The 21,234-nt window shown below is 70.4% G+C and carries 17 protein-coding genes; 11 read left to right on the forward strand and 6 right to left on the reverse strand.

The window, feature by feature from the left end; all coding sequences use genetic code 11:
• The first annotated feature begins 108 nt into the window (after positions 1-108).
• The 4 genes from ACGFJ2_RS00730 (at position 109) to ACGFJ2_RS00745 (ending at position 4,550) form a co-directional block, all read left to right on the forward strand.
• Entirely contained in the window at positions 109-1,224 is a 1,116-nt protein-coding gene (locus ACGFJ2_RS00730) for a substrate-binding domain-containing protein (RefSeq protein ID WP_357642521.1), read from the forward strand.
• A gap of 73 nt (positions 1,225-1,297) precedes the next feature.
• The gene (locus tag ACGFJ2_RS00735; RefSeq protein WP_357940942.1) at positions 1,298-2,050 is read left to right on the forward strand and encodes an ATP-binding cassette domain-containing protein; all 753 of its coding nucleotides are present in this window, start codon (positions 1,298-1,300) and stop codon (positions 2,048-2,050) included.
• Positions 2,047-3,309, forward strand: coding sequence for an ABC transporter permease (locus tag ACGFJ2_RS00740; protein ID WP_357940944.1), 1,263 nt, complete (start codon positions 2,047-2,049; stop codon positions 3,307-3,309). Before ACGFJ2_RS00735 ends, ACGFJ2_RS00740 begins: the two co-directional genes overlap by 4 nt.
• 35 nt (positions 3,310-3,344) lie before the next feature.
• Positions 3,345-4,550, forward strand: a complete 1,206-nt coding sequence (locus tag ACGFJ2_RS00745) for an ROK family transcriptional regulator (RefSeq protein WP_357940946.1) — start codon at positions 3,345-3,347, stop codon at positions 4,548-4,550.
• Here ACGFJ2_RS00745 and ACGFJ2_RS00750 read toward each other — a convergent pair.
• Both ACGFJ2_RS00750 and ACGFJ2_RS00755 read right to left on the reverse strand, forming a co-directional pair.
• A complete protein-coding gene (locus tag ACGFJ2_RS00750) occupies positions 4,547-5,326 on the reverse strand; it encodes a neutral zinc metallopeptidase (protein ID WP_357940948.1) in 780 nt (259 codons plus the stop codon). The two genes, ACGFJ2_RS00745 and ACGFJ2_RS00750, sit on opposite strands and share 4 nt — an antisense overlap.
• Positions 5,327-5,455: 129 nt before the next feature.
• Positions 5,456-6,292 carry a neutral zinc metallopeptidase gene (locus ACGFJ2_RS00755; protein ID WP_357940950.1) on the reverse strand — a complete coding sequence of 279 codons (837 nt, stop codon included), beginning with the start codon at positions 6,290-6,292 and terminating at the stop codon, positions 5,456-5,458.
• A gap of 157 nt (positions 6,293-6,449) precedes the next feature.
• Between ACGFJ2_RS00755 and dxs the strand changes: the two genes are divergently transcribed.
• Positions 6,450-8,330, forward strand: a complete 1,881-nt coding sequence (gene dxs / locus ACGFJ2_RS00760) for a 1-deoxy-D-xylulose-5-phosphate synthase (RefSeq protein ID WP_357941487.1) — start codon at positions 6,450-6,452, stop codon at positions 8,328-8,330.
• A gap of 59 nt (positions 8,331-8,389) precedes the next feature.
• Positions 8,390-9,856 carry an amino acid permease gene (locus ACGFJ2_RS00765; protein ID WP_393463365.1) on the forward strand — a complete coding sequence of 489 codons (1,467 nt, stop codon included), beginning with the start codon at positions 8,390-8,392 and terminating at the stop codon, positions 9,854-9,856.
• 27 nt (positions 9,857-9,883) lie between these two features.
• Here the strand turns inward: ACGFJ2_RS00765 and ACGFJ2_RS00770 are convergent, their stop codons facing one another.
• From ACGFJ2_RS00770 to ACGFJ2_RS00785, 4 genes are all read right to left on the reverse strand, one after another.
• Positions 9,884-10,276 carry an SSI family serine proteinase inhibitor gene (locus ACGFJ2_RS00770; RefSeq protein ID WP_393463367.1) on the reverse strand — a complete coding sequence of 131 codons (393 nt, stop codon included), beginning with the start codon at positions 10,274-10,276 and terminating at the stop codon, positions 9,884-9,886.
• 105 nt (positions 10,277-10,381) lie between these two features.
• On the reverse strand, positions 10,382-12,475 hold the full coding sequence (locus ACGFJ2_RS00775; protein WP_393463369.1) for a 3-hydroxyacyl-CoA dehydrogenase NAD-binding domain-containing protein: 2,094 nt from the start codon (positions 12,473-12,475) through the stop codon (positions 10,382-10,384).
• The gene (locus ACGFJ2_RS00780; RefSeq protein ID WP_393465255.1) at positions 12,472-13,635 is read right to left on the reverse strand and encodes a thiolase family protein; all 1,164 of its coding nucleotides are present in this window, start codon (positions 13,633-13,635) and stop codon (positions 12,472-12,474) included. Before ACGFJ2_RS00780 ends, ACGFJ2_RS00775 begins: the two co-directional genes overlap by 4 nt.
• A gap of 137 nt (positions 13,636-13,772) precedes the next feature.
• The gene (locus ACGFJ2_RS00785) at positions 13,773-13,934 is read right to left on the reverse strand and encodes a hypothetical protein (RefSeq protein ID WP_358175272.1); all 162 of its coding nucleotides are present in this window, start codon (positions 13,932-13,934) and stop codon (positions 13,773-13,775) included.
• A gap of 349 nt (positions 13,935-14,283) precedes the next feature.
• Between ACGFJ2_RS00785 and ACGFJ2_RS00790 the strand changes: the two genes are divergently transcribed.
• The 5 genes from ACGFJ2_RS00790 (at position 14,284) to ACGFJ2_RS00810 (ending at position 21,196) form a co-directional block, all read left to right on the forward strand.
• Positions 14,284-15,459 (forward strand): hypothetical protein, encoded by a 1,176-nt coding sequence (locus tag ACGFJ2_RS00790; protein ID WP_393463371.1) that lies wholly within the window; start codon positions 14,284-14,286, stop codon positions 15,457-15,459.
• Positions 15,460-15,563: 104 nt separating this feature from the next.
• Positions 15,564-16,556: a LacI family DNA-binding transcriptional regulator gene (locus ACGFJ2_RS00795; protein ID WP_357940964.1), complete on the forward strand. Its 993-nt coding sequence runs from the start codon at positions 15,564-15,566 to the stop codon at positions 16,554-16,556.
• 84 nt (positions 16,557-16,640) lie between these two features.
• Positions 16,641-17,417, forward strand: a complete 777-nt coding sequence (locus ACGFJ2_RS00800) for a sugar phosphate isomerase/epimerase family protein (RefSeq protein WP_357940966.1) — start codon at positions 16,641-16,643, stop codon at positions 17,415-17,417.
• A 42-nt stretch (positions 17,418-17,459) separates the two neighbouring features.
• Entirely contained in the window at positions 17,460-18,437 is a 978-nt protein-coding gene (locus ACGFJ2_RS00805) for an alkaline phosphatase family protein (RefSeq protein WP_393463373.1), read from the forward strand.
• A gap of 86 nt (positions 18,438-18,523) precedes the next feature.
• The gene (locus ACGFJ2_RS00810; protein ID WP_393463375.1) at positions 18,524-21,196 is read left to right on the forward strand and encodes a PEP/pyruvate-binding domain-containing protein; all 2,673 of its coding nucleotides are present in this window, start codon (positions 18,524-18,526) and stop codon (positions 21,194-21,196) included.
• Positions 21,197-21,234 lie beyond the last annotated feature (38 nt).

Genomic DNA, 21,234 nt, shown 5'->3' on the forward strand with positions numbered 1-21,234 from the left:
CGCAACAACAAACTCCCCCCTTCGTAGGTCTTCCAAAGCAGGCCGTCCCGGAATACGTTGCCGCAAACAACATTCATCCGGGCCCTCCGGAAGAAAGGACCCTGCACTATGCGCAAGGGGATCCTCAGCCTGACCGCCGCGGCCGCCGTTCTAGCCCTCGGTCTCACCGCCTGCGGGGGCAACAGCGGTCCGACCTCGTCCACGTCTTCCGCGCAGAGCACGCAGAGCTCGCAGAAGGCCGGCAAGATCGGCGTCATCCTGCCCGACAGCAAGTCCTCGGCCCGCTGGGAGACGGCGGACCGCAAGTACCTGGAAGAGGCGTTCAAGGCCGCCGGGGTGGCCTACGACATCCAGAACGCCCAGAACGACAAGACGGCCTTCCAGACCATCGCCGACCAGATGATCACCAACGGCGCCACCGTGCTGATGATCGTCAACCTCGACAGCGGCACCGGCAAGACGGTCATCGACAAGGCCAAGTCCCAGGGCGTGGCGACCATCGACTACGACCGGCTGACGCTGGGTGGCGGTGCCGCCTACTACGTGAGCTTCGACAACACCAAGGTCGGCACCCTGCAGGGCGAGGGCCTGGTCAAGTGCCTGACCGACAAGAAGGCCAGTAAGCCGATCATCGCCGAGCTCAACGGCTCGCCGACCGACAACAACGCCACCCTCTTCAAGGCCGGGTACGACGGCGTGCTCAAGCCCAAGTACGACTCGGGCGACTACGTCAAGGGCCCCGACCAGTCCGTGCCCGACTGGGACAACGCCCAGGCCGGCACCATCTTCGAGCAGATGCTGACGAGCGCGCCGAAGATCGCCGGCGTGCTGGCCGCCAACGACGGTCTCGGCAACGCCGCCATCACGGTGCTGAAGAAGAACAACCTCAACGGCAAGGTCCCGGTGACCGGCCAGGACGCCACGGTCCAGGGTCTGCAGAACATCCTGGTCGGCGACCAGTGCATGACCGTCTACAAGGCCGTCAAGAAGGAGGCCGACGCGGCGGCCAAGCTCGCGGTCGCGCTGGCCAAGGGTGAGAAGCCCACGGCGAGCGGCAGCGTCAAGGACCCGCAGAGCAACCAGGACGTGCCGTCCGAGCTGCTCGACCCGCAGCCGATCTACCTCGACAACGTCAAGGATGTCGTGGCGGACGGTTACGTGACCAAGGAGGAGCTGTGCACCGGCGACTTCGCCGCCAAGTGCACCTCGGCCGGAATTCAGTAGGAAAAGGAAGAAAGCGGAACCGGGTACGGCCGCGACCTAAGAGGGCGGCCGTACCCCTCCCCAAGGGAGCCTCATGACCCCCCTGCTCGAAGTGCGCGGGATAGACAAGAGCTTCGGCCCGGTACAGGTCCTGCATGACGTCACCTTCGCCGCCAACCCCGGCGAGGTGACGGCCCTGGTCGGCGACAACGGCGCGGGCAAGTCGACGCTGGTCAAGTGCATCGGCGGCATCTACCCGATCGACGGGGGCGACATCCTCTTCGACGGCCGCCCCGTCCAGGTGCACGGCCCGCGTGACGCCGGTGAGCTGGGTATCGAGATCGTCTACCAGGATCTCGCACTCTGCGACAACCTCGACATCGTCCAGAACATGTTCCTCGGCAGGGAACGCCGCAGCGGGCTCGTGCTCGACGAGGCGTCGATGGAGGAACTGGCCACACAGACACTCGACGGACTGTCCGTCCGTACGGTGAAGTCCATCAGGCAGCAGGTGTCCAGCCTGTCCGGCGGTCAGCGCCAGACGGTGGCCATCGCCAAGGCCGTCCTGTGGAACAGCAAGGTCGTCATCCTCGACGAGCCGACGGCCGCCCTCGGCGTCGCCCAGACCGCGCAGGTGCTGGAGCTGGTCCGGCGACTCGCCGACACCGGCCTGGCCGTCGTCCTCATCTCGCACAACCTGAACGACGTCTTCGCCGTCTCCGACCAGATCGCGGCGCTCTATCTCGGCAGGATGGCCGCGCAGGTCAGGACCGCCGACGTGACGCACGCGCAGGTCGTCGAACTGATCACATCCGGCCGGAGCGGAGACCTGGGGATCGCGCAATGAACAAGGTCAAGGAACTCCCCGGCGAGGCGATCGTCACCGCGAAGCAGTCGCCGTCGATCGGGCACAGCGTCACCGCCTACATCGAGCGGGTACGCGGCGGCGACATGGGCGCGCTGCCGGCCGTACTCGGCCTGCTGGTGCTCTGCACCGTCTTCGCCATCGCACGTCCCGCCTTCCTCACGGCGATCAACATCGCGAACCTGTTCACCCAGGGCGCCGCGGTCACGGTGATCGCGATGGGCCTGGTGTTCGTGCTGCTGCTCGGCGAGATCGACCTGTCGGCCGGTTTCGCCAGCGGCGTCTGCGCGGCGGTGCTCGCGGTGACGCTCACCAACATGGGCCTGCCCTGGTACGTCTGCGTGGGGGCGGCGATACTCACCGGCATCGTCATCGGCACCGTGCTCGGCACGCTGGTGGCCAAGGTGGGCATACCGTCCTTCGTGGTGACGCTGGCCGCCTTCCTCGCCTTCCAGGGGCTGGTCCTGGTGCTGGTCGACGAGGGGACGAACATCTCGATCCGGGATCCCGTCATCGTCGCCATCGCCAACAAGAACCTGCCGGTCTGGCTGGGCTGGGCGCTCTTCGCGGCCTGCGTGGCGGGCTACGCCGCCCTCCAGCTCCTCAGGGCCGGCCGGCGGTCGAAGCGCGGGCTGGTGGCCGACCCGCTCTCGCTGATCGCCGCCCGCGTGGGCGCGCTGGCGATCATCGGGGGCGTCGTCGTCTACGTGCTCAACCTCGAGCGCTCCCGCAACCCGGCCATCAGCTCGCTCATGGGCGTGCCGATCGTGGTGCCGGTGATCCTCGTGCTGCTGGTCGCGTGGACGTTCGTGCTCCGCCGTACCGCGTTCGGCCGGCACATCTACGCGGTCGGCGGGAACGCGGAGGCCTCCCGCAGAGCCGGCATCGGCGTCGACCGGATCAGGATCAGCGCGTTCGTGATCTGCTCCGCGATGGCCGCCGTCGGCGGCATCGTCGCCGCCTCCCGGGCCAGCTCGGTCGACCCGAACACCGGCGGCAGCTCCGTGCTGCTGTACGCGGTCGGCGCCGCGGTCATCGGCGGCACCAGCCTGTTCGGCGGGAAGGGGCGGGTCCTCGACGCGATACTCGGCGGCGCCGTGGTCGCGGTGATCGAGAACGGCATGGGCCTGATGGGGTACGGTGCGAGTGTGAAATACCTGGTCACGGGGTTCGTTCTGCTCCTGGCCGCGGGTGTCGACGCTCTGGCGCGCAAGCGGGCGGCAGCCGCTGGTCTAAGGTGATCAGCGACTCTCACCCCTTTAAGGAAGCCCAGACGATGCGTGCCGGTCCCTCCCAGGAGGACATCAGGCGTCACAACCTCGGCGCCCTGTTGCGGCACGTCCATCTGGGCGGGCCGACCTCGCGCGCCGAGCTGACGTCGAAGATGGGCCTCAACCGCAGCACGATCATGGCGCTCACCTCCGACCTCACGGCGGCCGGCCTGGTACGCGAGGAGCTGCCGCGCGAGACCGGCCGCGCGGGCCGCCCCTCGCTCGTGGTGCGTCCCGAGTCGGCGCGGGTCTACGTGTTCGCCTTCGATGTGGGCCCGGACCGGCTGGCCGTCGCGCGCGTCGGGCTGGGCGGGGTGATCCTCGACCGCAGGGAGGCCGTACGCCTGCGCGGCCCGTTCGAGCTGGAGGAGCTGGCCGGGATCCTGGCCGGCTTCGCCCGGCAGATGCGGCGCAAGACCAGGGCCGACACGGTCTGCGTCGGCGCGGCCGCGGCGGTCGCCGGCGGGGTGCGCAAGGGCGACGGCATGATCAGGTTCGGCCCGAACCTCGGCACCGAGGAGGTGCCGTTCGGTGAGGAACTTGGTCGCAGGCTGGGCCTGGGCCTGCCCGTGAGCGTGGGCAACGACGCCAACCTGGCCGCGCTGGCCGAGCACAGCCGCGGCGTCGGGGCCGCCGTCCGGGACCTGATCTACCTGCACGGAGACGTCGGCATCGGCGGCGGGATCATCGCGGGCGGTCACCTGCTGGGCGGTCACGACGGCTACGGCGGCGAGGTCGGCCACATGGTCGTCAACCCCGGCGGGCGGGCCTGCGGCTGCGGTTCGCACGGCTGCCTGGAGGCCGAGGTGGGGGAGCGGGCCCTGCTGGAGACCGCCGGCCGGCTGGCCGGCGAGCAGCACGGCAGGGACGCGGTGCGCGCCGTGGTCGACGCCGCCGACCGGGGCGACATCGTGGCCCAGGAGGCGCTCAAGAAGGTCGGCGACTGGCTCGGCCTGGGCGTCGCCAACCTGGTCAACATCTTCAACCCGGAGATGGTCATCTTCGGCGGGATGCTACGGGAGATCTATCTCGGCGCGGCCGCTCAGGTACGCACCAGGCTGACGCTGCACGCGATGGCGCCGCAGCGGGAGAAGCTGCGGCTGCGCACCTCGGCCCTGGCCGACGACGCGACGCTCGTGGGCGCGGCCGAACTGGCCTTCGCCCACGTGCTCGCGGACCCGCTGGAAGTGCTGGCCAGGGCCAACGCCTAGGAGACCCGGCTCTTCTGCGCGGTCCAGGTGTTGCAGTACCGGGCCGATCCGCCGCTGTAGCCGCGGTCCTGCCAGTAGGCGAGGTTGGCCGGCTTGCCGTGGACCTTGCTCTCCCCGGCCCTGCTCACGGCGTCGGTCCACTCGTCCCAGGTGATGCCCGGGTCGATGGAGTCGAGGGTGGAGCTGTAGAAGACGCCGGCGAAGCACTCGGCCTGCATCTCCAGGCGGTGGCTGAGTATCGTGCGCGCGCTGCCTCCGGCTCTCCAGTAGAGCCTGTTCTGCTCGTCCAACATGCCGCTGAGCTGCTGCACGTGGTGGCCCCACTCGTGGGCGACGGAGTGCGCGATGTTCATCCGGAACGGGTCCTGCAGGTCCCGCTTCATGATCCGGATGGCGATCGTCCGCTGCGCCGGGCAGTACTGGGCGCCGTTGCTGGTGATCTTGCCGCAGACCGACCCGCTGCCGGTCGTGATGGCGATCTTCGGAGGGCTGTAACGCAGCCCGGCGGCCTTGAACCTGGTGGCCCAGAAGGTGTTGGCGCACCTGGCCATGGCCCGGTGGAAGGTCTTGAGTGAGGCGGCGCTGCCCTTGCGGATCGCGGGGATCGCGCACGACTGCGGCGACGGGGTGCCGGACCGATAGATCTTGTTCTTGGCCAGTACGGCGGGCGGCGCGATCTGCGCGACCTGCGGGGCCGTGGTCTCCGCGTTGGCCGTGCCAGATAGGGCCAAACCCACGACCATGCCGACAGATGCGGCGATAAGGGGTATACGCACGATCGCGGATACTAGACCACTAGGTCGGGCCCTGTTCGCGAGACCTGTGCTTTGTCCGGAAAGCGCAATGCGGCCGCGCCGTAGGGCGCGGCCGCATCAGAGCGGGAGAAAGAACTACGGGAGAAAGAACTAGGCGACGGTACGCGCCGACGCGGCCCAGGTGTTGCAGGAGCCGGGGGACGCCGAGCCGTAGCCGCGGTTCATCCAGTACGCCTGCGACGGGCCCCGGCCGTGGTCGTTCTGCGGCCAGCCCTTGGCGCCGTTCTTACGGAACCAGTTGACGGTGTAGTCCCACTCACCCGAGTCGACGGGCAGCGTGCCCTCGACCGTGCGCATGAAGACCGAGGAGAAGCACTCCGCCTGCAGCTCCGACCGGCGCGAGAGCGCGAGCTGGCCGGACCTGCCGCTGGCGTTCCTGGCGGCCCAGTAGTAGTTCCATATGCCCGACATGTTCTGCACGTGGTGGCCGTACTCGTGGGCCATCAGCCGGGTGATGCCCAGCGCGAACGGCTGGCGCAGCTGAGTCTTGGTGATCAGCATGTACATCGTGCGGTCGGTCGAGCAGTAGATGCCGTCGGCACCCGCGCTCCACGGGCCGCAAGGCGTGCGGACCTTCTTGGTGATGATGCGCAGCCGCGGCTTGCTGAAGGAGAGGCCGGCCTTGCGGAACTGGGTGGCCCAGGAGCGGTTCAGGCAGTTCGTCACGGTCGAGAGGAAGCGCTTGTAAGCCGTCGTGCTGCCCTTGGGCAGGTTGCCGGGCGAACAGTTGGAGCCGGCGAGCCGTCCCGTCCGGTACAGCGGGCTGGCCGTCGCGGCGGCCTTGCCGCGAGGGGGCGCCGCCTGCTGAGCGGCTGGCTGGACGACCTGCTGACCTGCGGAAACAGGCTTGACATCGGCTGTCGCCGTTCCCGCGCCGGCCAGCGCGATAACCGCGCCTGTGGCCACAAGGGACGACAGCTTCTTCATGGGGAGAGTGTTCATAGTGAAGGAAAGACTAGGTCAAGATCGGACATATGTGGGTGGATTTGACTCTATGGAGCTCGATGGAGTCAGCAAGGCAGGCACGAACTAGACTCGATCGGGTTAGCGCACAGGAGCAGAGGGGATCGCATCCGTGAGCGGGTTGCTGGGCTCGGTAAAGGGACCACACGACGTCAAACGCCTGGATGCAGAGGAGCTGCCGCAGCTAGCGGCGGAGATCCGTGACCTGCTCGTCGACTGCTGCGCCCGCTTCGGCGGCCATCTCGGCCCCAACCTCGGTGTGGTGGAGCTCACCATCGCCCTGCACCGCGTCTTCGACTCGCCGAACGACCCGATCGTCTGGGACACCGGGCATCAGTCGTATGTTCATAAATTGCTCACCGGCCGGGCCGCGGGCTTCGGCGCGCTGAAGCAGGAGGGCGGCCTGTCCGGCTACCCGAGCCAGGCCGAGTCCGAGCACGACTTCGTCGAGAACTCCCACGCCTCCACCGCGCTGTCCTACGCCGACGGCCTGGCCAAGGCGTTCAAGCTGCGCGGCGAGCACGACCGCACGGCCATCGCGGTGATCGGTGACGGCGCGCTGACCGGCGGCATGGCCTGGGAGGCGCTCAACAACATCGCGGCGGGCAAGGACCTGCGGCTGGTCATCGTCGTCAACGACAACGGCCGCTCCTACTCGCCGACGATCGGCGGCCTGGCCTCCCACCTGTCCTCGCTGCGGGTCAACCGCCGCTACGAGGACATGCTCGAGTACGTCAAAGACAAGATCGGGAACGTTCCCGTGCTCTACGACGCGCTCCACGGCATCAAGAAGGGCGTCAAGGACGTCCTGGCCCCGCAGGTCATGTTCGAGGACCTCGGCCTGAAATACGTCGGGCCGATCGACGGCCACGACGAGCAGGCCATGGAGGCGGCGCTGCGCAAGGCCCGCGACTTCCGCGGCCCGGTCATCGTGCACGCCCTCACCCAGAAGGGCCGCGGCTACTCACCGGCCGAGAACCACGACGAGGACCAGTTCCACTCGCCCGGCGCCTTCGACCGGGCCACCGGCGCGGAGAAGCCCAAGGGCCGCATCTGGACCAACGTGTTCAGCGAGGAGCTGGTCAGGCTCGGCAAGGACCGCGAGGACCTGGTCGCCATCACCGCCGCGATGCTCCACCCGACCGGCCTGGCCGCCTTCGCCGAGGCATACCCCGAGCGCATCTACGACGTCGGCATCGCCGAGCAGCACGCCCTGACCAGCGCGGCCGGGCTGGCGCTGGGCGGCATGCACCCGGTCGTGGCCGTCTACGCGACCTTCCTCAACCGGGCCTTCGACCAGCTGCTCATGGACGTGGCCCTGCACCGGCTGCCCGTCACCGTGGTGCTCGACCGGGCGGGCGTCACCGGCGACGACGGCGCCAGCCACAACGGCATGTGGGACCTGTCGATCCTGCAGGTCGTCCCCGGCCTGAAGATCGCCGTGCCGCGCGACGGCGAGCGGCTGACCGAGCTGCTCGGCGAGGCCGTGGAGGTCTCCGACGGCCCGACCGTGCTGCGCTTCCCCAAGGGCCCGGTCGCCGAGCCGATCGAGGCCGTCGGCAAGCTGGGCACGATGGACGTGCTGCGCGCGGGCGAGCCCGACGTGCTGCTGGTGGGCGTCGGCCCGATGGCGCGGATCTGCATGGACGCCGCCCTCCTGCTCGACGCGCAGGGCATCTCGGCGACCGTGGTCGACCCGCGCTGGGTCAAGCCGCTCGACGAGGCGCTCGTGGCCGCCGCGAGCGCCCACAAGCTGGTCGCGGTCGTCGAGGACAACGGCCGCGTGGGCGGCGTCGGCGACGCGGTGTCCCGCCTGCTGCGCGACGCCGACGTGGATGTGCCCGTACGCGGCTACGGCATCCCGCAGCGCTTCCTCGACCATGCCAAGCGGGCCGCGATCCTCGGCCAGGTCGGGCTGACCGGCCAGGACCTGGCGCGCGAGATCACCGAGGCGATCGCCAAGCGGAGCAGCCCCATCGAGAGCCAGTCCGCGCCACGCTGATCGCCCTGGTCACAGCCCGTGTAGGGATGATCAACCGGGGGTTTGGGAAGACGCTGAGTGTGGACATCTTTCGCACCAAGAGCGTCGAGCAGTCGATCCTCGACACCGAAGCCCCCGAGCATCGGCTGCGAAAGCGACTGACCGCCGTCGACCTCACCGTCTTCGGCATCGGCGTCATCGTCGGCACCGGCATCTTCGTCCTCACCGGCCGCGTGGCCAAGGAGACGGCCGGTCCGGCGGTGGCGCTCTCCTTCATCGTGGCCGCCGTCGTCTGCGGTCTGGCGGCGCTGTGCTACGCGGAGTTCGCCTCGTCGATCCCCGTGGCCGGATCCGCCTACACCTTCTCGCTGGCCACGCTGGGCGAGTTCCCGGCCTGGGTCATCGGCTGGGACCTGATGCTGGAGATGGCGCTGGCCGGGGCGGTGGTCGCCGTCGGCTGGTCGGGCTACTTCGCGTCGCTGATGTCCTCGCTGGGCCTCCAGCTGCCCGGCTGGATGGCGGGGGAGCACCCCGTGATCAACCTGCCCGCGATGGTCATCGTGCTGATCCTCACCGGCGTTCTGACCGCCGGGATCAAGCTGTCGTCGCGGGTCAACCTGGTCATCGTCACCATCAAGGTGGCGGTGATCCTGCTCGTCATCGTGGCCGGGCTGTTCTTCATCAACACGGCCAACTACTCGCCGTTCATCCCGCCGCCGGTGTCCACGCCGGGGGTCGAGGGGCTGAAGGCGCCGCTGATCCAGGTGCTGTTCGGCATCACGCCCGTCGCCTTCGGCGTGATCGGCATCTTCTCGGCCGCCGCGATCGTGTTCTTCGCCTTCATCGGCTTCGACATCGTCGCCACCGCCGCCGAGGAGACCATCAAGCCACAGCGCGACCTGCCGCGCGGCATCATCGGCTCCCTGGCCATCTGCACCGTCCTGTACGTCGCGGTGTCGCTGGTCGTGGTCGGCATGCAGCGCTACGACAAGCTGAGTGAGAAGGCGCCGCTCGCCGACGCCTTCACCGCGGTCGGGCAGTCCTGGGCGGCCACGCTGATCAGCATCGGCGCGATCGCCGGCCTGACCACCGTGGTGATGATCCTCATGCTGGGGCAGAGCCGGGTGCTGTTCGCCATGTGCCGCGACGGGCTGCTGCCGGTCGCGCTGGCGAAGGTCCACCCCAGGTTCGGCACGCCGGCCCGGCTGACGATCATCATCGGGCTGGTCACCACGGTGCTGTCCGGGTTCATCTCGCTCAGCGCGCTGGCCGAGCTGGTGAACATCGGGACGCTCTTCGCGTTCGTGGTGGTCTCGGCAGGTGTGATCGTGCTGCGTCGGACACAGCCGGATCTGCACCGGGCCTTCCGTACGCCGATGGTGCCGCTGCTGCCGACCCTGTCGGTGCTGGCCTGCCTCTACCTGATGCTCAACCTGCCGGTCGAGACGTGGCTGCGATTCCTGGTGTGGCTGATCATCGGTGCCGTGCTCTACTTCGCCTACGGCTACCGCCACAGCCGGGTCCAGGTGACCGGCCCGAAGGGGTAGGCGCCCGGGGCGCCCACCCCTCGGCGGTCAGGCGGCCGGCGGTCTGACGGTGAAGACCGCTCCGCCCGCCGCCTTCATCCGGCAGGAGTTGGAGAAGATGTAAGTCCATCGCAGCGACGTCCCGCGCCACTTGCCCACCACCACGACGGTGTGCGGCTGGTACTCGTCGGTGCACACCGGATTGGGCACCACGTTCAGCTTGCTCGGGTCGCCCTTGACCTTCCGCAGCAGGTCGCAGGCCGCGGCGGGGGTGGGGTGGCTGCCGCCGTCGGGGTCACAGGTGAGGGTGGCCCCCTTCGGCAGGTCGTCCACCACGACAACGATCTTCAGCGTCGACTTGGGGGCCGTTTCGGCGAGCGCGGGGGTCGCCGTCGCCAGCGCGACTCCGCACAACGCGATCGTGCCGATTGCTCTCATCATGGATCTTCTCCGTTCGTAGCGCGGCGAACACGCTACGTGACGGACGGCCGGACTTTGGGAGGCCCGCCGGACGGGCCTCCCAAGATTCGGTCAAGCCGGCCCGTCTCAGGCGGGCACGGAGGCGGTGCCGGGCGGGAGGAAGCGCGGCCGGGCCAGACCCGACCTGTCCAAGTACGGGGTGATCCCGCCCAGATGGAACGGCCAGCCCGCGCCGAGGATCATGCACAGGTCGATGTCCTGCGCCGCCGCGACCACGCCTTCGTCCAGCATGATCTGGATCTCCTCGGCCAGCGCCCGCAGCACGCGCAGCCGTACGTCGGCGGCGGTGGACGGCGCCGAGCCGCCCGCGAACAGCGCCACCGCCTCGGGGTCGAGCGAGAAGTCGGGCAGATAGACGCCCGGCTTGCCGGAGGCGACCAGCTTGGCCATGTTCGCCGAGACGCCGAAGCGCTCGGGGAAGGCCGCGTGCAGGGTCTCGGCCACGTGCAGGCCGACGGCCGGCCCCACGAGCTGGAGCAGCGCGAACGGCGTCATCGGCAGCCCGAGGTCGTCGAGCGAGTGTTCGGCGACCTCCAGCGGCGTGCCCTCGTCGACCGCGGCGATCACCTCGCCCATGAAGCGGGTGAGCAGCCGGTTGACCACGAACGCCGGAGCGTCCTTCACCAGCACCGACGACTTCTTCAGCGACCGGCCCACGGCGAATGCGGTGGCCAGCGTCGCGTCGTCGGTCGCGGGCGCCTTGACGATCTCCAGCAGCGGCATCACCGCGACCGGGTTGAAGAAGTGGAACCCGACCAGCCGCTCCGGACGCTCCAGCGCGGCGCCCATCTCGGCCAGCGAGAGCGAGGAGGTGTTGGTCGCGAGCACGCAGTCGGCCGAGACCACCGCCTCCACCTCCGCGAACACCTGCCGCTTGACGGCCATCTCCTCGAAGACCGCCTCGATGACGAAGTCGGCGTCGGCGAAGGCGTCCTTGGTCAGCGAGCCGGTCACCAGCCCCTTGAGCCGGTTGGCCTGGTCGGCCGAGACACGGCCCTTGGCGAGCAGCTTGTCGACCTCGGCGTGCACGTGCCCCACGCCCTTGCCGAGCCTGCTCTCGTCGAGGTCGGTCAGTACGACCGGCACCTCCAGGCGGCGGGCGAACAGCAGCGCCATCTGCGAGGCCATCAGCCCCGCGCCCACCACGCCGACCTTGGTCACCTTGCGGGCCAGCGCGGCGTCGGGGGCGCCCGCCGGGCGCTTGGCCCGCCGCTGCACCAGGTCGAAGGCGTAGAGCCCGGCCCGCAGCTCGTCACCCATCAGCAGGTCGGTCAGCGCCTCGTCCTCGGCGGCGAAGCCCTCGTCGCGCGTGGCCGTACGGGCCAGGGCGACCAGGTCGAGCGCCCGATAGGGCGCGGGGGAGGCGCCGCGCAGCTTCATGTCGACCAGGAAACGCGCGTCGGCGACCGCCTTGTCCCAGTCATCGTCGGCGTGCGAATCGCGTGCCACGACGGTGTCGCCGGTGAGCACCCGGGCGGCCCAGCGCAGCGACTCCTCCAGGAAGTCGGCCGGCTCGAACATCGCGTCGGCGACGCCCAGCTCGAACGCCTGGGCACCCTTGAGCATCCGGTTCTGCGAGAGCGGGTTCTCGATGATCAGCTTGAGCGCGCGGGCCGGGCCGATCAGGTGCGGCAGCAGCTGCGTACCGCCCCAGCCCGGTACCAGCCCGAGGAAGCACTCGGGTAGCGCGATGGCCGGGACGCCCGAGGAGATCGTCCGGTAGGTGCAGTGGAGGGCCACCTCCAGGCCGCCGCCCATCGCCGCGCCGTTGACGAACGCGAACGACGGGATCGGCAGCTCGCTCAGGCGGCGGAACACGTGGTGCCCCAGCGCGCCGATGGCCCGCGCCTCCTCGCGCGAGGCCATGGTCGCCGCGCCCTTGAGGTCGGCGCCGACCGCGAAGACGAACGGCTTGCCCGTCACGCCCACGGCGGCCAGGTCGGTGCGGGCGGCGATCTCGGACAGGGCGCCGTTCAGCGCGAACAGCCCGTGCGGGCCGAAGGTGTTGGGCTTGGTGTGGTCGAAGCCGTTGTCGAGGGTGATGAGCGCCATCGTGCCGGCCCCGCCGGGCAGTTCGACGTCGCGGACCAGGGCCTTGGTGACGACTTCGCCGGTGTCGCGCTCGGTCAGCAGCGAGCGCCAGGTGTCGAGGTTGCTCATGCCAGGTTCTCCCAGATCACGGTGCCGCCCATGCCCATGCCGACGCACATGGTGGTGATGCCGTAGCGAACGTCGGGGCGCTCGCCGAACTGCCGCGCGAGCTGCGTCATCAGCCGCACGCCCGAGGAGGCCAGCGGGTGGCCGAAGGCGATCGCGCCGCCGTAGGGGTTCACCCGCGGGTCGTCGTCGGCGATGCCGAAGTGCTCCAGGAAGGCCAGCACCTGTACGGCGAAAGCCTCGTTGATCTCGAACAGCCCGATATCGGAAATATCGAGATTTGCCAGGCGGAGCGCCCGCTCGGTGGACGGGATCGGGCCCACGCCCATCACCTCGGGGTCCACTCCGGCGAAGGCGTAGGAGACCAGCCGCATCTTCGGCGCCAGGCCCAGCTCGGAGGCCGTCTCGGCGGCGGCCACGACGCAGCCGGTGGCCCCGTCGTTGATGCCCGAGGAGTTGCCCGCCGTGACGTTGCCGTGGGCGCGGAACGGCGTCTTGAGCGCGCCCAGCCCGTCCAGCGTGGTGCCGGGGCGCGGCGCCTCGTCCTCGACCGCCAGGCCCCAGCCCCGCTCGGCCGTCCTGATCGCCGTGGGGACCAGATCGGGCTGGATCCGGCCGTCGGCGTACGCCTTGGCCACCTTCTCCTGCGACAGCACCGCGTAGGCGTCGGCACGGTCCTTGGTGATCGTGGGGAAGCGGTCGTGCAGGTTCTCGGCCGTCATGCCCATGACCAGGGCGCTCGGGTCGACGAGGCGCTCGGACAGGAACCTCGGGTTCGGGTCGACGCCCTCGCCCATCGGGTGACGGCCCATGTGCTCGACACCGCCCGCGATGGCCACGTCGTACGCGCCGAACGCGATGCCGCCCGCGACCGTGGTCACCGCGGTCATCGCGCCCGCGCACATGCGGTCGATCGCGTAGCCGGGCACGGTCTTGGGCAGCCCGGCCAGCACCGCCGCCGAGCGGCCGATGGTCAGGCCTTGGTCGCCGATCTGGGTGGTCGCGGCGATCGCGACCTCGTCCACGCGCTCCGGGGGCAGCCCCGGGTTGCGCCGGATCAGCTCGCGGATGACACGGACGACCAGGTCGTCCGCGCGGGTCTCCGCGTACATGCCCTTGGGCCCGGACCGGCCGAAAGGTGTGCGTACGCCGTCGACGAACACGACGTCACGAGAGGAAGGCACGGATTCGCTCCTCGTTGCTCGGCAGTTACCGCGCCTATGCTACTGGTCAGTAACCACGCTGCGGACGAGGCCCGTGCCCGCCGCCGAACCCGCCGGCGCCTCGGTGGCCCGGCTCATCACGTCGGCGAAGCCGTACAGGCCCGTGCTCGCGGAGCGGGCGTGGCGCCCGTACAGCCGAGCGGCGGCGTCACCGCCCACCCGCGGCCGACGGAGAGCCTGCTGAGCGCCGGCTGCGGCGTCCTGGGCGGGCTCGCCGGGAGGGGCGCGAGCTCAGTCATGGGGGTCATGATCTCGTCACTGCGCGTGACTGCGCGCTGAATTTCGGTCTTTTGGATGGAGTCCTCGATTGGACCGAAACTCCGGTCCTGACCGAGATCAGCGCCGTCATGCGCGGCCTTTGCTGGCTTTAGGTGGGCCGTGTCCCGTTACCGTGCGTATAGGGCTGGAGCAGGTGCGTGGTCATGTGCAGGCAACCTTCAGGCATACCCCTCGGGGGGTCCGCCGAAACGGGGGATCAGAGTTGTGACACCAGCTTATTTATGAGCATCCTGTGAAATTTCCGGACAAGTGGTGGAGAAGTCTGTTAGGAAGGGTCGCGGTCCAGATTCGTATTAGAGAGGTTCCATCGTGGCGCGCGACGAGAACGACAGGCCATATGAGGATGGGCAGGGCAGGTCGGCGAACCCGGAGCTGACCGGCGACGTTCTGTCTCCGCGCTGGAGCACGGACGACACCGACGAACAGCCGGCCATTGTGGTCTCGGGCAATGAGACCTACATCCTCCCGCCGGACAACGGCGCGCCCGAGTTGTACATCCCGCCGTCCGAGGGGCAGCACCGCGCGACAGGTGCCGAGGGTGAGCTGTACACGGGTGACCCGGCCAGCGGTCCCCTTTACGGGGATTCGCTTTACACGGGTGGCGACCAGCTGTATGCCGGTGACGCGCCCAGTGGGCCGCTCTACAGCGGTGACTCGGCCAGTGGGCCGCTTTACCCGGGCGATGCGCAGAGGGAGCCGCTCTACTCCGGTGACACCGGCGAGCCGCTCTACACGGGTGACGCCCAGAGTGGGCCGCTTTACACGGGTGACGCGCCGAGCGGGCCGCTTTACACCGGTGACCAGCCGAGTGACGCCTACCTCCCGCTCGACAAGAGCTACGGGTCCTCCTACGACGATGACGAGTCCGCGGAGCCCAAGCGCGGCTTCCTCGGCTCCGGCTGGACCGACGGCTCCCAAGGGGGCGGTCACCAGGCCGAGGGCGACAAGGAGGTGCGCCGCCGTACCAAGGTGCTGCTCATGGCGGCCGTCGCGGTCGTCGTGCTCGGCGCGGGGGCCGGCTGGATGCTGACCGGTACGTCCTCCGACGACCCGTGCCAGAGCGGGAAGTGCGCCAGCGCCGAGCAGGTGAGCGCGCCGGCCGCCTCTCCCACGGACTCGGAGCCGACTGACACGGAGGAGGAGGCCACCGACCCCACGGAATCGGACTCCCCGGAGCCGACCGCGTCGGCCACCGCCGCCCCGTCGCCGACCGCCGCCCGGGTGCGTCCCACCCGTACCCCCTCTCCGCGGGCCACCCGCACGCGCATCGGCGAGCCGACCGCCAAGCCGAGCACCCGGGCCACCAGGGCGACGCAGGACACGATCAAGGACACGGACACCGGCACCACCCAGAAGCAGCCGACGCAGGACCCGGCCAAGCAGGAGACCAGCCAGCCGACGCAGGCGGTCCAGACGCAGGCTCCGGTGCCGGCTCCGACGGAGACCAAGAAGGGCCTGTTCGACATCCTGTTCCCGTGGGGATGAAGTCCTTCGGCGGTGACTTCCTGTCGCGCCGGCCCCGAGACGTGTAAGGATGCGGACCCAGGTGCCGGTCTGGCACACTGGGAAACCGCTTTCCGGGAGGTCTCGTGGTCACGCTGGAAGACGTCGCCAAGCAGGCGGGCGTCTCACTCGCCACCGCCTCGCGGGTGCTCAACGGCAGCACCCGCCAGGTGGGCGCCGACCTGCGGGCCCGCGTCGAGCGAGCCGCGTACGAGCTGGGCTACCGCGCCAACATCGCGGCGCAGACACTGGCCCGCGGGGCGAGCAACGTCATCGGCATCGTGGTCCACGACCTGACCGACCCCTACTTCGCGGCGCTGGCCGACGGCGCGATGCGGGCCGCGGCCGGCGAGGGTCTGCTGGTCATGGTGGGCACCACGCACCGCGACCCCGAGCAGGAGATCGCCTACGTGGCGACGCTCAACGCCCAGCGCGTACGCGCCGTGCTGCTGGTCGGCTCCCGCGTCGCCGACCCTGAGGTCACCGAACGGCTCCGCGCCGAGCTGGACCGCTACCGGGCCAGCGGCGGGCGGGCCGCGTGCGTGGGCCAGGACCTGCTCGGCGTCGACACGGTCGCGCCCGCCAACCACGAGGGCGCCGCCGCCCTGGCCCGCTCGCTGGCCGGGCTGGGCCACACCCGCTTCGCCGTACTGGCGGGGCCGCCGCGCCTGATGACCGCCCGCGACCGCTGCGCCGGGTTCGTGTCGGCGCTGGCCGAGCTCGGCCTGCCGGAGCCGCGCGTCATCGAGGGACCCTTCGACCGCGACGGCGGCTACCGGGCGGCCCAGGAGACGGGGGACGCGACGTGCGTGTTCGCCGTCAACGACGTGATGGCCGTGGGGGCGCTCGCCGCCTACCGCGAGCGGGGGATCCGGGTGCCGGACGATGTGTCGGTGGCCGGCTTCGACGACATCGCGACGCTGCGCGACCAGGTGCCCGCGCTGACCACGGTACGGCTGCCGCTGCAGGACATGGGCGCCCGCGCCCTCGAACTGGCCTTGGCGGCGGAGGAGGAGCCGACGGTGGAGCAGGTGCCGGGTGAGGTGGTTTTGCGCGAGAGCGTACGGGCGCTGCGCTGAGCTTCGCCGTACAGGGCGTGGATAGGGGGCGCTTCCGAAGGGGAGGCGCCGCACAGGCGGGACGGTCGCTCGGGAGGGCACGCGATGAAACTGGCGGTCAGCACGCTCGGGATGCCGGGCGATGGGCTCGACAGGGCGATCGAGGTGGCGACCGCGCAGGGTTGCCAGGGTCTGGAACTGCGGTTGCACCCCGACACTGGCGTACACCGGGGTCTGTCGGCGGATGAGCGGTCGTCGGTGCGGCAGCGGGTCGAAGCCGCAGGTCTGGAAATATCGGCGCTCGCCGGATATGTCGGCGTATGCGAGCCGGGCCCGGACGAGCCCGTCGTCGAGGCGCTCGTCGCGGACCTGACGCTCGCGGCCGACTTGGGCGCCCCGGGCGTCCGGGTGTTCCCGCGCGGCGACGACCCTTCCATCGGAGCGCGCAGGCTCAAAGCGGTCTCCGCCACGGCCGCCGGACTCGGTCTGCGGGTGCTCGTCGAGACGCACGACCAGATGGCCACCGGCGCGGCCGTCGCGCGGCTGCTCGACGAGGCGGCCTGCCCGGAGACCACCGGCGCGCTCTGGGACCTCCTCCACCCTTGGCGCCACGGCGAGTCCCCGGCCGACACATTGGCGCTTCTCGGCCCGCACCTCGCCTACGTCCAGGTCAAGGACGCGGTCTCCGCCCAGGACACCACGCCGGTGCCGATGTGGACCGGCACGGTGCCGCTGGACGAGTGCGGTGAGCTGCTGCGCTCGTGGGGCTACTCCGGGTGGGTGTCGCTGGAGTGGGAGCGCACCTGGTATCCCCAGGTCGCACCGGTGGAGGAGATACTGCCTGGGGCCGCCGAGTGGGTGCGGCGTTTTAGGAGGGAGTAGCCAGTGACGAGCGACCCGGTGAGGGATCCAGCCAGGGGCTCAGTGAGGGCCAAGGTGCTGGTGGTCGGCATGGATGGCCTGCGCTTCGACCGCTTGGTCGCGCTGGAGCCGCCAGTGCTGAGCGGGCTGATGTCGGCGGGTGCGTACGGGACGAGCCTGCTCCCGTACGGCGAGGCCGCCGCCCCCCGGACCGAGTCCCCCGGCGAGATCGTCCCAGAGGGCACCGCCGCTTCGGGCGAGGACGCCGCCACTTCGGGGGAGATCTCCTCTAGCGGTGCCGCTTCGGACCAGGTCTCCTTCAGCCGGGTCATCAGGTCGCGGACCGATTCCGGGCCGGGGTGGTCGTCCATCGCCACCGGGGTGTGGCCCGACAAGCACGGCGTTGTGGACAACGCATTCACCGACCCCCAATTCGCGAAATATCCGGACTTCTTGACGCGCGCCAACACGGCCCGCCCCGACCTGACCACCGCGGCGTTCTTCTCCTGGGCGGCGCTGGCGGACCACGGCGTGTTCGGGCCGGCCATCGGCACCCGCCTCGCCCTGGACGGCTACGCGATCACCTGGCCGACCGCCGACAAGCAGGTGACCGAGGCCGCCGAGAACCACCTCGCGAGCACCGGCGCCGACCTCACCTTCGTCTACCTGGGCGAGACCGACGAGGTGGCCCATGACCTCGGCCCGCACTGCCCCGAATACACCGAGGCGCTGCACACCCAGGACGCCTACCTCGGCCGCTTCCTCGACGCGATCCGGGACAGGCCGACGTTCGCCGGCGAGCGCTGGACCGTGCTGGTCACCACCGACCACGGTCACGTCGACGAGGGCGGCCACGGCGGCACCTCCATCGAGGAGCGAACGGTCTTCGTCATCGCCGCCCGCCTGGGCGGCGGCGTGAACCTGGGCGGTTCCGGCCTCGGCGGTCCGAGGCTCGTGGACGTCGGCCCGACCGCGCTGGCCCTGCTCGGCATCGAGCCCGACCCCGCCTGGGGCCTCGACGGTGTGCCGCTGGAGGTGTGAGCGACGCCACTGTTCATCAAGTGTTGAATTCTTTGCCGTAAAGCGTGACACTCATAGCGAGACGCTGAACGGTGGGGGTGCGCCCGATGAACACGGCACTAAACTTTTCCGACATCGACGGCGGCATGCTGGCCGAAGTCGGTGGCAAGGCGGCCAACCTCGGTGAGCTGACCCGGGCCGGGCTCCCCGTCCCGCCCGGCTGGGCGCTCACCACCGAGGCGTACCACGAGGTGGCGCAGGCGGCGGGCCTGGACGACGTCATCGCGACCGGCGGCCCGGGCCTCGCGGAGGCCGCCAGGACCCGGCTGCTGGGGGCCCCGATCCCCGAGGCCGTCGCGCGGTCGATCCGCGAGGCGTACACCACACTGAGCCAGACCGTGCACCATGACGCGGCGCCGGTCGCGGTGCGGTCCTCGGCCACGGCGGAGGACCTGCCGTTCGCCAGTTTCGCCGGTCAGCAGGACACCTACCTCAACGTCGTCGGCGCCGACGACGTGCTCGACGCCGTACGCCGCTGCTGGGCCTCGCTCTGGACCGACCGCGCCGTCGCCTACCGCGACTCCAACGGCATCGACCACGCCTCCGTACGGCTGGCGGTGGTCGTCCAGGTCATGGTCGACGCGCGGACGGCCGGCGTACTGTTCACCGCGAACCCGCTCACCGGACGCAGGCACGAGGCCGTCATCGACGCGAACCCCGGGCTCGGCGAGGCCGTGGTCTCCGGCGCCGTCAACCCTGACCGGTTCGTCGTCGACGCGGCGAGCGGTGAGATCCTCGACCGGCACGCGGGCGACAAGCGGCTGACGATCCGCGCCCTGCCCGGCGGCGGCACGGAACGCGTCGAGTCCGCCCATGACGGCTTCTGCCTGACCGACGAGCAGGTACGCGACCTGGCCGCGCTCGGCACCCGCGTCGAGGACCACTACGGCGCGCCGCAGGACACCGAGTGGGCCATCGACGCCGACGGCGCGCTCTGGCTCACTCAGGCCAGGCCGATCACCACGCTCTACCCGCTGCCCGAGACCACCAGGCAGGGCCTGCGGGTCTACTTCTCCATCAACGTCGCCCAGGGCGTCATGGGGCCGCTTACCCCGATGGGGCTGTCCGCGTTCCAGCTGCTCAGCTCGGGTGCCGCCGGGGTGTTCGGCTACGGTCCGGCCAGGGCGCGTGATGGGGCGGCGTTCATGTTCGAGGCGGGTCAGCGCGTCTGGCTGGACCTCACCACGGCCCTGCGCAGCCGCATGGGCCGGGCGATCATGCCGCGCGCCCTGCTGATGGGCGAGGCCAGGGCCGGGGCGGTGCTGACGGACCTGTTCGAGGAGCCCCGGTTCTCGGTGATCCAGACCTCGCGCCGGCCGTTCTTCCGCGCGGTGGCGCACTTCGCCCGCCGCGTACACGCCCCGAAGCGGCTGCTCCAGGCGCTGACCCGGCCCGATCGGGCGATCGCCTACACCAGGCGGATGGGCGACGAGCTGGACCGGCGGCTGCGGGTGCCCGGCTCCGCCACGCCCGTCCAGCGGCTCGACCACGCGGAGCGGATGCTCAGCACCGCGTTCCCGGCGATCGTCTCGCTCATGCCGATCGCGATCGCCGGTTATGGGCTGTTCGGGCTGGCCGCGAAGCTCTCCGGCCTGTCCATGAGCGACATGCAGGACGTACTCCGCAGCGTCCCCAACAACCCGACCACCGAGATGGACCTCGAACTCTGGGCGCTGGCGACGCACATCGAGCCGGAACCGTTCAGGAACGAGCCGGTGAGCGAGCTCGTACGCCGCTTCAAGGCCGGCGAACTGCCCCCGAAGGCCCAGCAGGGGATCACTGCTTTTCTGGATAAGTACGGGCATCGCGGCATCGCCGAGATCGACCTGGGCGTCGCCCGCTGGTCGGAGGACCCGACGCACATCCTGGGCGTCCTGGCCAACTACCTGCGTATGGAGGGCGGCGCCGACCTCGCGCCCCACGCGCTGTTCGCCAGGGGAGCGGCCGAGGCCGAGGCGGCTGTCGCGCGGATCGTGGCGACTGCTCGCCGCAAGGGCGCGCTCCGGGGGGCTGTCGTCCGGTTCGGGCTGCGGCGGACCCGGATGTTCGCCGGGGTACGCGAGATGCCGAAGTTCTACCTGGTGAAGACCCTGGCCGCGATCCGGCGGAGTCTGCTGGTCGTCGGCGAGCACCTGGTGACCACCGGCGTGCTGGACGCGGCGGACGACGTGTTCTACCTGCGGATCGAGGAGGCGCGGTCGGCCCTGGACGGGGGCGACCTGCGTACCACGGTGATCGAGCGGCGGGCGGCCTACGAGCGGGAGTCACGCCGCAGGCACGTGCCGAGGATCATGCTGTCGGACGGCACCGAGCCCGAGGCCCTGGCGGCCCCCGCCGCGGCGGGCGCGCTGATCGGCAGCGCCGCCTCCGCCGGTACGGTCACCGGCCGCGCCAGGGTGGTGCTCGACCCGGTCGGGGCGCACCTGGAGCCGGGGGAGATCCTGGTCTGCCCGTCGACCGACCCCGGCTGGACGCCGCTGTTCCTCACGGCGGGCGGGCTGGTGATGGAGATGGGCGGCGCCATGTCGCACGGCGCGGTGGTGGCCCGCGAGTACGGCATCCCGGCGGTGGCCGGCGTCCCGGACGCCACCCACCGCATCGTCACCGGCCAGGAGATCACCGTGAACGGAGCCGCGGGCACGGTGACGATCTCCGAGGCCGAGCCGGACCCGGCTGACGAAGCCGCGGCACGGGACGAACCGGCCGCCAGCCCGGCCTGACCCGGTCGCGGTCAGGAGGGGCGGCACAGGACGCCCGG

Source organism: Nonomuraea sp. NPDC049028 (assembly GCF_043197735.1).
Classification (GTDB): Bacteria; Actinomycetota; Actinomycetes; order Streptosporangiales; family Streptosporangiaceae; genus Nonomuraea.